The organism is Amycolatopsis dendrobii, assembly GCF_014145675.1.
Classification (GTDB): Bacteria; Actinomycetota; Actinomycetes; order Mycobacteriales; family Pseudonocardiaceae; genus Amycolatopsis; species Amycolatopsis dendrobii.
The window spans coordinates 585,729-599,861 of record NZ_JACGZW010000005.1 but is presented as its reverse complement, the minus strand read 5'-3'; the positions used below and the strand labels follow the sequence as shown (position 1 = coordinate 599,861).

The 14,133-nt window shown below is 71.3% G+C and carries 15 protein-coding genes; 13 read left to right on the top strand and 2 right to left on the bottom strand.

Features of this window, described 5'->3' with window-relative positions:
- The first annotated feature begins 20 nt into the window (after positions 1–20).
- From H4281_RS17800 to H4281_RS17790, 3 genes are read left to right on the top strand one after another with little or no spacing between them, the layout of a single operon-like run.
- Positions 21–398, top strand: coding sequence for a hypothetical protein (locus tag H4281_RS17800; protein ID WP_220507328.1), 378 nt, complete (start codon positions 21–23; stop codon positions 396–398).
- A gap of 1 nt (position 399) precedes the next feature.
- A complete protein-coding gene (locus H4281_RS17795) occupies positions 400–1,446 on the top strand; it encodes a hypothetical protein (protein WP_182892034.1) in 1,047 nt (348 codons plus the stop codon).
- Position 1,447: 1 nt separating this feature from the next.
- Positions 1,448–2,002 (top strand): YbaB/EbfC family nucleoid-associated protein, encoded by a 555-nt coding sequence (locus H4281_RS17790; protein ID WP_182892033.1) that lies wholly within the window; start codon positions 1,448–1,450, stop codon positions 2,000–2,002.
- Between the two features lie 141 nt (positions 2,003–2,143).
- Here the strand turns inward: H4281_RS17790 and H4281_RS17785 are convergent, their stop codons facing one another.
- A complete protein-coding gene (locus H4281_RS17785; protein ID WP_182892032.1) occupies positions 2,144–2,812 on the bottom strand; it encodes a TetR/AcrR family transcriptional regulator in 669 nt (222 codons plus the stop codon).
- 140 nt (positions 2,813–2,952) lie between these two features.
- Between H4281_RS17785 and H4281_RS17780 the strand changes: the two genes are divergently transcribed.
- Both H4281_RS17780 and H4281_RS17775 read left to right on the top strand, forming a co-directional pair.
- Entirely contained in the window at positions 2,953–3,804 is an 852-nt protein-coding gene (locus H4281_RS17780; RefSeq protein ID WP_312872137.1) for a 3-hydroxybutyryl-CoA dehydrogenase, read from the top strand.
- Positions 3,805–3,824: 20 nt separating this feature from the next.
- Positions 3,825–4,979: an acyl-CoA dehydrogenase family protein gene (locus H4281_RS17775; protein WP_182892031.1), complete on the top strand. Its 1,155-nt coding sequence runs from the start codon at positions 3,825–3,827 to the stop codon at positions 4,977–4,979.
- Positions 4,980–5,222: 243 nt separating this feature from the next.
- Here the strand turns inward: H4281_RS17775 and H4281_RS17770 are convergent, their stop codons facing one another.
- A complete protein-coding gene (locus H4281_RS17770) occupies positions 5,223–5,630 on the bottom strand; it encodes a winged helix-turn-helix transcriptional regulator (RefSeq protein ID WP_182892030.1) in 408 nt (135 codons plus the stop codon).
- Between the two features lie 87 nt (positions 5,631–5,717).
- Here H4281_RS17770 and H4281_RS17765 point away from each other — a divergent pair, with 87 nt between their 5' ends.
- The 8 genes from H4281_RS17765 to H4281_RS17730 all read left to right on the top strand — a co-directional run bounded on the left by H4281_RS17765 (position 5,718) and on the right by H4281_RS17730 (position 14,117).
- On the top strand, positions 5,718–6,569 hold the full coding sequence (locus H4281_RS17765) for an NAD(P)H-binding protein (protein ID WP_182892029.1): 852 nt from the start codon (positions 5,718–5,720) through the stop codon (positions 6,567–6,569).
- A gap of 173 nt (positions 6,570–6,742) precedes the next feature.
- A complete protein-coding gene (locus H4281_RS17760) occupies positions 6,743–7,099 on the top strand; it encodes an ArsR/SmtB family transcription factor (protein WP_182892028.1) in 357 nt (118 codons plus the stop codon).
- Positions 7,100–7,132: 33 nt separating this feature from the next.
- Positions 7,133–7,612: an NADH-quinone oxidoreductase subunit B family protein gene (locus H4281_RS17755; RefSeq protein WP_237598952.1), complete on the top strand. Its 480-nt coding sequence runs from the start codon at positions 7,133–7,135 to the stop codon at positions 7,610–7,612.
- Positions 7,609–9,609 (top strand): proton-conducting transporter transmembrane domain-containing protein, encoded by a 2,001-nt coding sequence (locus H4281_RS17750; protein WP_182892026.1) that lies wholly within the window; start codon positions 7,609–7,611, stop codon positions 9,607–9,609. Before H4281_RS17755 ends, H4281_RS17750 begins: the two co-directional genes overlap by 4 nt.
- Positions 9,606–10,568 carry a respiratory chain complex I subunit 1 family protein gene (locus tag H4281_RS17745; protein WP_182892025.1) on the top strand — a complete coding sequence of 321 codons (963 nt, stop codon included), beginning with the start codon at positions 9,606–9,608 and terminating at the stop codon, positions 10,566–10,568. Before H4281_RS17750 ends, H4281_RS17745 begins: the two co-directional genes overlap by 4 nt.
- On the top strand, positions 10,565–11,203 hold the full coding sequence (locus H4281_RS17740) for a hypothetical protein (RefSeq protein WP_182892024.1): 639 nt from the start codon (positions 10,565–10,567) through the stop codon (positions 11,201–11,203). The genes H4281_RS17745 and H4281_RS17740 overlap by 4 nt, the downstream gene beginning before the upstream one ends.
- Positions 11,203–12,666 (top strand): proton-conducting transporter transmembrane domain-containing protein, encoded by a 1,464-nt coding sequence (locus H4281_RS17735; RefSeq protein WP_182892023.1) that lies wholly within the window; start codon positions 11,203–11,205, stop codon positions 12,664–12,666. The genes H4281_RS17740 and H4281_RS17735 overlap by 1 nt, the downstream gene beginning before the upstream one ends.
- The gene (locus H4281_RS17730; protein WP_182892022.1) at positions 12,663–14,117 is read left to right on the top strand and encodes a hydrogenase large subunit; all 1,455 of its coding nucleotides are present in this window, start codon (positions 12,663–12,665) and stop codon (positions 14,115–14,117) included. The genes H4281_RS17735 and H4281_RS17730 overlap by 4 nt, the downstream gene beginning before the upstream one ends.
- Positions 14,118–14,133: the final 16 nt, after the last annotated feature.

Sequence of the window (14,133 nt, the reverse complement as noted above, 5' to 3'; positions counted from 1 at the left end):
ACACGACTGGGGGTAGTTTCATGATCGGTTTCGAAACCGACCTCGACGACCTGCGCAAGGCGAGCGGGTTCGTCGCGGCCGCCGGGGACGCGGCGGAGACCGCGCGCGGCGGCGTGCGCAGGCTGGACCTGCCCGACGCGGTCGGCCCGGCCGCCATCATCGGTTCGATCGACCTGTTCGGCGGCGGCCCGACCACCGCGTTCGGCGGATCGCTCGGCATGCCCAAGGTCGCGGCGGCGTACGAGAACCACCGCGCGAAGGTGGAGGAAGCGCTCGCGAAGCTGGCCTTCACGACGCATCAGGCGAGCGAAGCGCTCAAGCGCGTGGCGGAGCTGTACGAGGCGTCGGACGCCGAGTCGCAGTCCGCGGTGCGGCGCGCGGGCGGAGAGGTGCGCTGACGTGAGCGAGCAGGAAGACTACTTCGGGCTCAGCGGCGGCTCGGACGGCCGTCCGCGTTCGGAACTGCTCGAAGGCATCAGCGAGGATCTGCACAAGGGCGCCAACGACGCGCTCGACGGGATGGAATTCCTGCGCTACGCGGAGTTCTTCAAGTTCTCCATGGCGAACGAGCTGTACGAGGCGTACCAGGACAAGATCACCGAGGTCTTCCGGGAGTTCTCCGAGGCCGACCTCAAGGACACCGGCGGCGGCCTGCAGTCGATGATCAACTCGTACGAGCCGGTGTGGAAGAACCTCAGCCGCGGGTCGATCACCGAACTGCGCCGGGCGAAGGAACTGCTGGGCTCGTGGCGCGGCAACGCGGCCGAGGACGTCAAGACCTACCTCGACCGGCTGTCGGAGACCTACGAGGCGCTCGCCGCCGAGATCACCGTCGTGGAAAGCGACATCGTCGCCGCCCGCGACGGCGTGTGGGCCGCGCGGGAGGACCTCAGCTCGCTCGCGCTGACGTTCCGGGAAACCGCGGAGAAGTACCAGAAGGCGAAAGCCAAGGAGGGCGAAATCTCCTGGTCGAAGGTGGCGACGGTGGCCTTCACCGGCGCGCTGATCGGGATGCTCGCCGTGGTCGCCACCCCGGGAGGGGCCGCCGCCGCGGCGGGCGGGCTGTCGATGAGCGCGGTCGGAGCACAGGCCGCGGTCGCCGGCGCGGGAGCCGGGCTCACCGAGGTGACCGCGCAGGCCTCGGCGAAGGTCGAAGGCGACAACGCGGACGACATCTTCGAGAGCTTCCTCAGCGGTGCGGACAAGATCCGCTCGCACATGCGGGAGTCGGCGAGCCGGCTGGCGGACAAGATCCACGAGAAGTCGGTCAACCTGCCCCCGGTGCCGAACCCGCCCGACGTGAGCCCCGGCGATTCGTTCGACCCGGGCAACTTCGAGACCTCGAACACCCCGAAGGGCACCGAAAAGCGGGTCCGGGACCGCAACGTCGACATCGCACCGGACGGTTCGGTGTCGCAGCCGATGTCGCCGTCCGCGATGGACTGACGTGGCCGGTCCGGAAGAACTGATCCAAGCTCTGTCCGCGTTGTCGGTCGAGGCGTCCTCGCCCGGCAACGCGGTCACCGCCACGGTCAACACCGACGGTGTCCTCACTGGACTGAAACTGTCCGGCACAGTACGGAATCTGCCGCCGGACGAGCTCGCCGCGCTAGTCCTGCGCACGTACGCCGAAGCGCAACGGGAATCAGCGAACCGCACTGCGGCGCTGCTGGCTCCGCTCGGCACCCGCGGCTTCGTGATGGACCGCTTGAAGTGGCGGGCCGGATTCGAGCCTGACCTCGCCCCCGCGACTCCGGCCCCTCGGCGACCCGCTCCGCCCGCTGAGACGGTACCGCCTGCTGCGCCTAGCCAGCCGAAACCCGTTGCTGCACCGGAAAAGCCTGCGGCACCTCGGCAAACCGCGGCCGGATCCGTCGTGCAGGGCGAGGGCGACTACCTCCGCAACCGCACCGCCGACCCCGAACTTCCTGCGGAACCGGAGCGCCCGGTGAGCGACGAAGACTGGTACGAGGCTGGCGTCCGGTTCGATGAGGCGTGGTAGCCGTTCGGGCGAGGGTGTTTTCGTCGCCGGGCGGTTTGTGCGGGGCGGGCAGTGCGGCGGTGTCGGCTGATGCTCCGGGGGTGCCGGAGTGTCCGGTGGGCTACGGAGCTGGCGTGCGCTTCGATGAGGCGTGGTAGCCGCTCAGCCGAGCGTGCCTTCGTCGCCGAGCAGCTTGCGCAACCCGGGCAGCACGGCGGAAAGGTCCTTCCCAGTACGGAAAGCGACCACCGTCGTCTCCGCCTCTCCGGTGTTGCCGAACAACGCAACCGTGTCCGCCATCGCGGCGTCGAAGGCCGCCTCCGGGTCCGTCGCCTGTCCGCGCAGCCATCGCCGCAGGACGTGGTTGTGCGCTGTCACCACCGCGGCCGCCATGAGTTCGGCGCGCAGCGCGGTTTCCTCGCCGCCGCCCATCCAGCGGTGCACGAATTCCTGGAACAGCCGCTGATACTGCCGCGTGCCCGCGATTTCCCGCGCTCGTAGTGCGGGCACGCTGCGGGTGAGCCGGTAGCGCGCCAGCGCCAGCTCGCCCTCCGCGACGTAATGCCGCAGCACGAGGCGCGCGGCTTCGGTGACCGCGACGGTCGCGGTGCGCGGGTCGGATCCGGCCAGCCGGGCCTCGATCGCGCTCAGCAGGACCTCGTGGTCCGGGAAGATCACGTCCTCTTTGGACCGGAACGCGCGGAAGAACGTGCTGCGCCCGACGCCTGCCCGGTCGGTGATGTCGTCCACCGTCGTCTGGTCGTAGCCGCGCTCCTCGAACAGCGCGAACGCGGCCTCGGTCAGCCGCTGCTTTGCCGGTTTCGCGGGCATCGGGCCACCTTTCGCACGCACGCTGCGGCCAGCCTAATCGGCCGCGGCTCCCCGGGAGCAGGGTGAGGTGGGCCACCCCGCTCTCGCCTACTCGCCGGTACTGAGTACCGTTATCATGAAACCAAGTACCGGAGGGATGGGTGAGGCACGTGGAGCTCGTCGGCGTGGTCGGCTGCGGCCAGATGGGGGCGGGGATCGCCGAGGTGTGCGCCCGGGCCGGCCTGGACGTCGTGGCGATCGAATCGAGCCGGGCGGCCGCCGACGCGGGCCGGGCGCGGCTGGAGGCGTCGCTGGGGCGGGCCGAGCGCAAGGGCAAGATCGCGTCCGCGGCCGGCGTGCTGGAGCGGATCCGGATCACCGAGAACCTCGACGACCTTGCCGACCGCACGCTCGTCGTCGAGGCGATCGTCGAGAACGAGGCGGTCAAGGCGGAGCTGTTCGCGAAGCTGGACAAGATCGTCGCCGCGCCGGACGCGGTGCTCGCGTCCAACACGTCGTCGATCCCGATCATGAAGCTCGGCACCGCGACCGAGCGTCCCGCGCAGGTCCTCGGCATCCACTTCTTCAACCCGGTGCCGGTGCTGCCGCTGGTCGAACTGGTGCCGAGCCTGCTCACCGGCGACGAGACCACCGACCGCGCGCGCAAGTTCGCCGAGGAGACTCTCGGCAAGCACGCCATCCTGTGCCAGGACCGCGCCGGATTCGTGGTGAACGCGCTGCTGATCCCGTTCATTCTCGCCGCGGTGCGCATGCTGGAGTCGGGTTTCGCGACGAAGGAAGCCATCGACGAGGGGCTCGTGCGCGGTGCCGCGCACCCGCAGGGCCCGCTCGCGCTGGCCGACCTGATCGGCCTGGACACCACGAAGGCGGTCGCGGAATCGCTGTACGAGGAGTTCAAGGAGCCGCTGTACGCGCCGCCGCCGCTGCTGGCCCGCATGGTCGACGCCGGCCTGCTGGGCCGCAAAACCGGCCGCGGCTTCTACACCTACTGAGTTCCGGCGAGGAGAATCCGATGAGCTTCGACCTGTTCAAGATCAACGAAGACCACGAAGCGATCCGCGAGGCCGTGCGCGCGGTCGCCGAAGAGCAGATCGCCCCGCACGCCGCGGAGGCCGACGAGCGCGAAGAATTCCCCAAGGCGTCCTACGACGCATTGGTCGCCTCGGACTTCCACGCCCCGCACGTCCCGGAGCAGTACGGCGGCGCCGGTGCCGACGCGCTGGCCACCTGCATCGTGATCGAGGAAGTGGCGCGCGTGTGCGCTTCGTCCTCGCTCATCCCCGCGGTGAACAAACTCGGCAGCATGCCGCTGATCCTGGCCGCGAACGAGGACGTCAAGGCGAAGTACCTGCCCCCGCTGGCGTCGGGCGAAGCAGGATTCTCGTATGGACTGTCCGAACGCGACGCAGGATCGGACACCGCCTCGATGCGGTGCCGCGCCACCCCTTCCGGCGATGACTGGATCCTGAATGGACAGAAGTCCTGGATCACCAACGCAGGCTTCTCCGAGTACTACACGGTTCTGGCGGTAACCGACCCCGACGGTCGCCGCGGAGCCAACGTGAGCGCCTTCGTCGTCGAGAAGTCCGACCCGGGCTTTTCTTTCGGTGCCAAGGAAAAGAAGCTGGGCATCAAGGGCTCGCCGACGCGTGAACTGCTGTTCGACCAGGTCCGCATCCCGGGCGACCGCATGGTCGGCGAGCCGGGCCAGGGCCTGAAAATCGCGCTGAAGACGCTCGACCACACCCGGGTGACGATCGCCGCGCAGGCCGTCGGCATCGCGCAGGGCGCGCTGGACCACGCGCTGGGGTATGTCAAGGAGCGCAAGCAGTTCGGCAAGCACATCGCGGATTTCCAGGGGATCCAGTTCATGCTGGCGGACATGGCGATGGCAGTCGAGACGGCGCGCCAGATGGTGTACACCGCTGCCGCGAAGTCCGAACGCGGCGATGACGACCTGTCGTTCTTCGGCGCGGCGGCCAAGTGCCACGCGTCGGATGTGGCGATGAGCGTGACCACGGATGCGGTCCAGCTGCTGGGCGGGTACGGGTACACGCGCGACTTCCCGCTGGAGCGCATGATGCGGGACGCGAAGATCACCCAGATTTACGAGGGCACGAACCAGATCCAGCGCCTGGTGATGGCTCGGCAGTTGCTGAAGGGCTGAGGTCCTTCGGGCTTTGGTTTCGCGTTCTTGAGCGGCGCGGTGATCTGCAGGGAGCGGCAAGTACGTGAGGGGAACCCCAGGGAATCGGATTCCCTCAGGGTTCCCCTCACGTGCTTCACCGGTGCCCCGCAACTCGGCCGGTGCCGCACATCGCCGCAGCGAAGCCACCCGCCACCGCTGCTGAGAAACCCCAATGTCGCGCTACCGCTTCGGTAACCGGCCTGGGCTTTCTGCCGCCGTGGATCACGACGCTGGCTTGTGCTGCCGATCATGCCGCCGCTGCGCCTTGACCACATCCACCGCCCGCGCCCGGACCCAATCCAGCAGACCCGCCAACGGCGTAGCCAGCTCCTGCCCAAGCTCCGTGAGCGAGTACGTCACCTTGGGCGGCGTCGCAGGCTCCACCTCGCGATGGAGCAAGCCGTCACGCGTCAGAGTGCGCAGGTTCTGCGACAGCATCTTCTCGCTGATCCCGCCGATCGTGTCGCGCAGTTCGTGGAAGCGCGCCGGTCGATCGCGCAAGGAGAGCAGGATCAGCGTGCCCCAGCGGCTGCACACGTGGTCGAGCACCGTCCGGCCGGGGCAGTCGCTGTTGAACGCGTCACCCGGGTCCGCGGCGGCGCGGCGTCCTGCCTCGGTGCCTACTCCCATGTCCGGAGCTTACCCCAGGGTGCGTACTTACCAGAAGTTAGCCCAGAACCTACGGTGAGCTTCACTGCGACACAAGGAGGTATTCCCGTGACCAGTTTGGTGATCGGAGCTACCGGCAACGTCGGCCGTCAGGTGGCTGTTCAGTTGGCCGGGCGCGGGCTTCCGGTACGCGCGTTGGCGCGGCGGCCGGAGAAAGCCGATTTGCCCAGCGGCATCGAAGTCGTTCCCGGTGATCTGTCCGATCTGGACAGCCTGCGCGCCGCGTTGCGGGGGGTGGACTCGGTTTTCTTGATGTGGCCGTTGATTTCCGGCGATCCGGCCGAGGCGATCGCGGACACTGTCGCTGCCGGCGCTCGTCGGCTGGTTCTGCTCTCGTCGGCCGCGGCGCGCGGGGATTCGCACGACGCGATCAGCCAGGTCCATCGTGCGGTGGAGGAGGCGATCGAGCGCACCAGTCTGGAGTGGACGTTCCTTCAGCCGCACGGATTCGCGACCAACACCCTTGGCTGGGCATCGCAGATTCGCGAGGACGGCGTCGTTCGCGGGGCTTACGGTTCGGTTTACTCCACGCTCATCCACGAAGCCGACATGGCGGCGGTCGCGGTGACCGCGCTGACTTCCGAGGGGCATGCCGGCGCGAAGTACGACCTCACCGGTGCCGCGGCGCTCACGCAGGTCGAGCAGGTTCGGGTGATCGGCGAGGTGATCGGCCGGGAGACTCGCTGGGAGGAGGTGCCGCGGGAGGTCGCGCGCGAGCTTCTCCTCCGGCGGATTCCGGCGAAGTACGCGGACGCCATGCTCGACGCGTTCGCCCGCTTGGCCGGTCGCGAACCCGATCGGCCGACGACGACGGTGGAAGACGTCACGGGGGTTCCGGCACGGACTTTCGCCCAGTGGGTGGCCGATCACGCGGCCGAGTTCGCTCCTGCGGAGCGGTGAGGCAGGGGGCGGGATCGCGCGGACGCTCGCCCGGCACACGGTCGCACGAGGGGCGGACCGGTCCGGAGCCGCTGTCGCACCCCGTCGCGGCATGGGTTCAGCAATTGCTAATATTCGCAATTGCTGAACCCTTCCAGCCCGTCCGCGGGCGGGCCCGGACCGAAGGAGGCGCGGTGAGCAAGCCGCTCTACCAGCTGAAAGCCGAGTTCTTCAAGACGCTCGGCCATCCGGCCCGGATCCGGGTGCTGGAACTGCTGTCCCAGCGCGAGCACGCCGTCGCGGAGATGCTGCCCGAGGTCGGCATCGAACCGGCGAACCTGTCGCAGCAGCTGGCGGTCCTGCGCCGGATGGGGCTGGTCACCACGCGCAAGGAAGGGTCGAGCGTCTACTACTCGCTGATCAGCCCGCAGGTCGCGGAGCTGATGGCGGTGGCGCGCGAAATCCTGACCGGTGTGCTGTCCGGGCAGGTCGAGCTGCTCGACGACCTGCGTACCGCGCAGGCCGGCAGCACGCGCCCCGCGGAGCATTGACGTGCGCGGGGCCTGGCGCGCCGGTGGTGCGCGGTGTTGAGGCTGTGGCGTGCGATCCGCCGGACGGGACGGACCGCCGAACCCGCGCCGCCGCGGCCGGAGCCGCTGCCGCGAGCGCGTGAACTCGGCGGTTCGGTCCAGTTGCGGCACGTGGACGCGGGATCCTGCAACGGCTGCGAGATCGAGATCGGTGCGGCGTTCGGCGCGGTCTACGACGCGGAGCGATACGGCGCGCGGCTGGTCGCGTCACCGCGGCACGCGGACGGGCTGCTGGTCACCGGACCGGTCACGCGCAACATGACGGAGCCGTTGAAGCGCACGTACGAGGCCGTGCCGCGGCCGCGGACGGTCGTGGCGATCGGGGACTGCGCGCGGAACTGCGGCGTGTTCGCCGGTGCTTACGGCGTGACTGGCCCGGTGCGCGACGTCGTGCCGGTCGACCTCGAAGTGCCTGGCTGCCCGCCTCGGCCCGAGGCGATCGTCGAGGCGGTGCGAAAGCTGACCGGCCGGTGAACCTCGCGGCGGCAGGGCTCGGGACGGCGGTGGGGAGCGGCGCGGCGGCAGCGCTGGTGTGCCTCGTGACGCCTGCCAAGGCCCGGACGCTCGTGTCCGGAATCGGCACGATGCTCGCGGGTGCGGCCGGGGTCGCGGCGGGTGCGGCGGCTCTCGCCGGGCAGACCGCGCACGCCGGGTTCCCGTGGCTGCTTCCGTTGTCCGGGTTTTGGCTCGAGCTGGACCGGACGGGCGGGCTGTTCACGGCAGTCGCCGGCGGAGCGGCGATCGCGGCGGGACTGTACGGGATCGGTTACGCGCGAAACGGGCTGCGCGCCCGCACGGTGCAGGCGGTGCAGCCGCTGTTCGTGGTGGCGATGCTGCTCGTGCCCGCGGCGGCCTCGGTCGGGACCTTCCTGGTGTGCTGGGAGCTGATGGCGGTCACGTCGCTGGTGCTGCTGCTGGCCGAGCACCGGCTGCGGCCCGCGGTCGCGTCGGCGGGCCGGTGGTACGCGGTCATGACGCACCTCGGGTTCGTGACTGTCCTCATCGGACTGCTCTGGTTCGCCGCGCTCGCCGGCGGCGACAGTTTCGCGGCATTGCGCGCCGCTTCCCCGCCGCCGGCCGCGGCGAGTGCGATCTTCCTGCTCGTGCTGGCCGGGTTCGGTTCGAAGGCCGGGATCGTGCCGCTGCACGCCTGGCTGCCGCGCGCGCATCCGGAGGCGCCGAGCCACGTGTCCGCGCTGATGTCGGCGGCGATGGTCAATCTCGGCGCGTACGGCGTGCTCCGCGTCGGGTTCGACCTCCTCGGCGGCGGGCCGCGCTGGTGGTGGGTCGTCGTGCTCGCGCTGGGCGCGGGCTCGGCGGGGTACGGGATCCTCCAGGCGGTCATGGCGTCGGATCTCAAGCGGCTGCTGGGGTATTCGACCACGGAGAACCTCGGGCTGGTCTTCGCCGGGATCGGCGCGGCCGGGCTGCTCGCGTCCGCTGGCGACCGGGTCGCGGCGGGGCTGGCGCTGGCCGCCGCGTTGCTGCACATCGTGGGGCACGCCGCGTTCAAGACCCTGCTGTTCCTCGCCGCCGGATCGGTGGTCCACGCGACCGGCACCGGCGACCTCGACGCGCTCGGCGGCCTGCGCACCCGGATGCCGTGGACCACCGGCCTGTTCGGACTCGGCGCGCTGGCCGCCTCGGCGTTGCCGCCCGGCACGGCTTTCGTGTCGGAATGGTTGCTGCTGCAGGCTTTGGTGCACGGTCTCCCGGCAGCGGGAGTGGTCACCGCGGTCGCGATGCCGCTCACGATGGCCGCTGTCGCGCTCACCGCCGGCCTTGCGGTGGCGACGTTCGTCAAGGCGTTCGGCATCGGGTTCCTCGCGAAACCGCGCGGCGCCGGAGCGGAGCGGGCGCACGAAAGCCCGGCGGCGATGCTCGTCGGCATGGGTATCGCGGCGGTGGCGTGCGTGGTGCCCGCGTTGTTTCCCACGCTGGTGTTGCCCGCGGTCGGCGCGGCGGCGGGCTTCGGCGATCCGGCCGCGCGCGACCTGCTCACCGTGCGGCTGAACGGTGCCGCGGGCACGGTTTCGCCGTTGCTGATCACCGGCGGCCTGCTCGGCGGCGCGCTGCTCGTGGTCGCGACGGTGCGGATGCTCGCGTCGAGCCGGGCGCGCCGGGAAGCGCGGCTCTGGGACTGCGGCGGCGGTCCCGCGACGGCCAGGGCGGAGTACACCGCGACGTCGTTCGCCGAACCGCTGCAACGGGTTTTCGACAACGTGGTGCGCCCGGAGACCGACGTGGACGTCGGCCACTACGACGAAGCCCGTTACCTCGTGCGCCAGGTCGCCTACCGCCGGGAGGTGCCGGACCGGATCGAACGAGTGCTGTACCGGCCGGTCCTCGCCGCATTCGCGACGTGGGGCCGCGCCGGGCGGAGGCTGGCCACCGGCAGCGTGCACCGGTACCTCGGCTACGGCTTCTCCGCGGTGGTTCTCGCACTGATCGTGCTGGCGGTGACGCGATGACCGGGTTCGCCGCCGCCGGAGCGGTCGTGCAGACAGTGCTCGTGGTCACCGGAGCGCCGGTGCTGACCGGCCTGATGCGGCAGGTCCGGGCCCGGCTGGAGGGGCGGGCCGGAGCCGGGGCGGGCCAGCCGTGGCGCGACCTCCGGAAACTGGTGCGGCGCAAGGAATCGCTGACGCCGCGGGGCACCGGCCAGGTTTTCCGGACCGCGCCGGTCCTGCTGACGGCGACGACGCTGCTGGTCGCGTTCGCGGCCCCGTTCGTCACCACGGCGTCGGCGCTGCCGCCGGTGGCCGACCTCTTCGCGGTGGTCGCGCTGCTTGCCCTCGGCACGGTCGCGCTCGCGCTCGCCGCGCTCGACACCGGCACCGCGTTCGGCGGGATGGGCGCGAGCCGGGAGATCACCGTCATCGCGCTGGTCGAGCCGACGCTCCTGGTCGCGATCCTGGCGCTGTCCGCGCGGGCGGGCAGCACCGACCTCGCCGCGATCGTCTCGTCCACAGTGGACGATCCGGCGCGGGTCGGTTCGCCGGTGAGCCTGCTGGCCGCGGTCGCGCTGGCGATCGTGACGGTCGCGGAGACCGGGCGGCTGCCGGTCGACAACCCGGCCACGCACCTCGAGCTGACGATGGTGCACGAGGCGATGGTGCTGGAGTACGCCGGACCGGACCTCGCGCTGGTCGAACTCGCGTCCTCGATGCGGCTGACAGTGTTCCTCGGCCTGCTGGCCAATCTGTTCGTGCCGTGGGGGATCGCGACGTCGGCGTCGCTGCCCGCGCTGCTCGCCGGGGCCGCGGCGTTCGCGGCGAAGGTCGGACTGCTGGGTGCGGCGCTCGCGGCGGCCGAGGTGTTTTTCGCGAAGCTGCGGCTGTTCCGGGTTCCGGAGCTGCTCGCGGGCTCGTTCCTGCTCGCGTTGCTGGCGGTGGCGGCGTCCTTCGTCCTGCCGGGAGGGGTTTCGTGACCGAACTGCTCTACCTGGTCTGCGGGGTGTTCCTGCTGACCGCGGTGCTGGTGCTGTGGAGGCGCGAGCTTCCGGTTCTCGTGCGGGTGCTCGCGGTGCAGGGCTGCGCGCTGGCGGGGGTGGCCGCGGTGCTCGCGGGCTCGGTCGAGGCGGCGCTGACCGCGGCAGGGCTGCTGATCCTGCGCGCCGGTGTCCTCCCGTGGCTGGTGCGGCGGATGACCGCGCGCCAGGGGCCGGACCGACGCGAGACGCGTCCGGTCGTGAACGTGACGGCTTCCTTGCTGTCGGCCGCTTTGCTGGCACTCGTCGCGTACGCCGTGTCGCGGCCGCTCGTGGAACTCGATCCTTCTCCGGCGTCGGCGGCCGCGCCGGTCGGCCTGACCGTGGTCCTGATCGGGTTCTTCGTGCTGGTGACCCGGCGGCGGGCGGTGTCCCAGCTCGTCGGATTCCTCGTGCTGGACAACGGGATCACCGCGACCGGCCTGCTGCTCGGCGCCGATCCGGGGCTGCTCGTGGAAATCGGGGTGTCGCTGGACGTGCTGCTGGCGGTCCTCGTGCTGCAGATCCTGTCCGGCCGGATGCGGCAGCTGTTCGGCGGCACGGACCTCGGCGAGCTGCGGGAGTTGCGCGACTGATGGCGATCCTGGTCTTGGCGGTGCCCGCGGTGACGGCGCTGGGCTTCCTGGTGCCCGCGTGGCGGCGCGGCATGCTGTGGGCGGCCGCGGCGAGTGCGCTCGTGAGCCTCGCCGCGGCGATCGCGCTGGCCACGACAGTGGTGCGGACCGGTCCGGTCAGCGCGCTGGGCGGGCTGCTTCGGGCCGACGCGTTGTCGGCGTTCCTGCTGGTGGTGATCAGCGCGGTCGCGGTTCCGGCGACGCTGGCGACGCCGGGGCATTTCGCGGCCGAAACAGCGGCGGGCCGCGCGACCGAGCGCACGGCGGCGAGGCACGGCCTGCTGGTCCACCTGTTCCTCGCCGCGATGACGCTCGCCGTCCTCGCCGCCAACCTCGGCCTGCTGTGGGTGTCGATCGAAGCGACGACGGTCGTGACCGCGTTCCTCGTCGGACAGAGCCGCACCCGGACCGCGGTCGAGGCGGCGTGGAAGTACGTGGTGATCTGCTCGGCCGGGCTCGCACTGGCGCTGCTGGGCACGCTGCTGCTCGGATACGCGTCCGGACACGCCGGGGGCGGCCTCGATCTGGCCGGGCTGGCGGCCGGGGCGAGCGGCCTCGACAGCGGCGTCACGCGGATCGCGGTCACGCTGCTGGTGCTCGGATTCGGGGCGAAGGCGGGGCTGGCCCCGCTGCACGCCTGGCTGCCGGACGCGCATTCGCAAGCGCCCGCACCGGTGTCGGCGCTGATGTCCGGGGTGCTGCTCGCCGTCGCGTTCTACGCCGTGCTCCGGGTGAAGGTGGTCTCCGACGCCGCGCTCGGCGCCGGGTTCGCCCGCGGCCTGCTGACCGTGATGGCGCTCGCGTCGCTCCTCGTGGCCGCGACTTTGCTGCTGGCGCAACGCGATTACAAGCGGATGCTGGCCTATTCCAGCATCGAGCACCTCGGGCTGGTGTCGTTCGGCGCGGCGGTCGGCGGTCCGGTCGCGACGGCGGCGGTGCTGGTGCACGTGCTCGGCCACGGCCTGGTCAAGGCGGTGCTGTTCCTGGGCGCGGGCCGGGTCGCGCAGGGGACCGGCACGAGCCGGATCGACCGGGTGCGCGGGCTGGCCGCGCGCGGGCCGGTGCTCGCGGGCTGTCTCGGCGCCGGAGTGCTGGCGCTGGCCGGGATGCCGCCGTTCAGCCTGTTCGCGAGCGAACTGGGGCTTGCCCGCGCCGGTTTCGCCGGCGGTCTCGGCTGGGCGACGGCGATCGTCCTGGTCCTGGTGCTGGTGGTCGCGGCGGCGCTGGCCGGGCACACGACGCGGATGCTGCTGGGCGACCCGCCCGGCGGCCCCGGTGCGGCGCGTGCTCCGGTGACGGTGCCGCGTGCGACCCGGGTCGCACTGGCGGTGCCGCTCGTGGCCGGGGCGGTGCTCGGGTTCTGGACCGGTCCGCTGTCCTCGTTGCTGCACGCGGCGGCGTCGGCCGGGGGAGGGGCCTCGTGAACGTACGGGAAGCGACTCCCGCGGAGCTGCCCGCGGCGGCGGAATCGTTGCTGACGGAGGGGTTCCGGGTCGCGCTCGTGTCCGGGCACGACGACGGCGACCGGCTGCGCGCGGTGTATCTGTTCCTGGCCGAAGGGGACCGCCGGGCCGAAGTGCACGTGCCGCTCCCGGCAGCCGGCCCGAGGCTGCCGAGCTTGGCCCGGCTGTCGTTCCCGGCGGGCCGGTTCGAGCGCGAGATGCGGGACCTGTTCGGCATCGTGCCCGACGGCCATCCGTTGCCGCGCAGGCTGGTCCGGCATTTCCACTGGCCGCGCGGCTGGTATCCGATGCGGTCCGGAGCCGGTGCGCCGCCGGAGTTCGGCGAGGCCGACGGGCCGTATCCGTTCCGCGCGGTGGAAGGGGCCGGGGTGTCGGAGATCCCGGTCGGCCCGGTGCACGCCGGGATGATCGAGCCGGGACACTTCCGGTTCTCCGTGTCGGGCGAGACGATCCTGAACCTCAAGGCCCGGCTGTGGTTCGTCCACAAGGGACTGGAGGCGCTGTTCTCCGGCCGGGAGCCCGGCGCCGGGATCGAGCTGGCCGAACGGATCAGCGGCGACACCGCGGTCGGGCACGCGCTGGCCTATTGCCTCGCCGTGGAAGACGCGCAGGGCCGGGAGGTGTCCGCGGACGCCGCGCGGGTCAGGGCTGTTCTGCTGGAACTGGAACGGATCCACAACCACGTGGCCGATCTCGGCGCGCTGTGCAACGACGTCGGGCACTCGGTGCTGAACTCGCACGCGCAGACAGTGCGGGAGAAACTGTTGCGGCACAACGAGGAAGTCACCGGGCACCGGCTCCTGCGCGGCGGCGTCCGGCTCGGCGGGGCCCGGCTCGCCCGGCTGCCGGACACGGCGAAAGTGCGGGCGCTGGCCGCCGAAGCCGGGGAGATCGCGCAGCTGGCGCTCGACCATTCCGTGGTCCGCGACCGATTCGCGGGCACGGCGGTGCTTTCGCCGCGGCAGGCGGCGGACCTGGGGACGCTCGGATACGTCGCGCGGGCCAGCGGCCTCCGCCGCGACGCGCGGTACGAGCACCCGTTCCTCGATCTGGGCGAACCGGTGCGGCACGCGCGGACCGACGGCGACGTCCTGTCCCGGTTCCTGGTGCGGGCCGAGGAAATCGCCCACTCGGCGGCGCTCGTGGAACGGCTCACCGGGTCGCTGGGCAGCCGGTCGGAGACGGCGGATCCCGCCGGTTCGGGGTCCGGGGCCGGGGTGGCCGAGGGCTGGCGCGGCACGATCGTGCACCGGGTCGAACTCTCCGGCGGGGTGCTGAGCCGCGTCAAAGCCGTCGACCCGAGCTTCTTCAACTGGCCCGCGCTGCCGGTGGCGCTCGTGGACACGATCGTCCCGGATTTCCCGCTCGTCAACAAGAGTTTCAACCTCTCGTACGCGGGCAACGACCTGTGAACCCATCGACCGGAGG

Bases quoted from the DNA above. Each gene is read 5' to 3' on its own strand.
- H4281_RS17745 (WP_182892025.1), top strand. From the start codon at position 9,606: ATGACCGGGTTCGCCGCCGCCGGAGCGGTCGTGCAGACAGTGCTCGTG.
- H4281_RS17785 (WP_182892032.1), bottom strand. From the start codon at position 2,812: ATGCCCGCGAAACCGGCAAAGCAGCGGCTGACCGAGGCCGCGTTCGCG.
- H4281_RS17800 (WP_220507328.1), top strand. From the start codon at position 21: ATGATCGGTTTCGAAACCGACCTCGACGACCTGCGCAAGGCGAGCGGG.
- H4281_RS17775 (WP_182892031.1), top strand. From the start codon at position 3,825: ATGAGCTTCGACCTGTTCAAGATCAACGAAGACCACGAAGCGATCCGC.
- H4281_RS17770 (WP_182892030.1), bottom strand. From the start codon at position 5,630: ATGGGAGTAGGCACCGAGGCAGGACGCCGCGCCGCCGCGGACCCGGGT.
- H4281_RS17735 (WP_182892023.1), top strand. From the start codon at position 11,203: ATGGCGATCCTGGTCTTGGCGGTGCCCGCGGTGACGGCGCTGGGCTTC.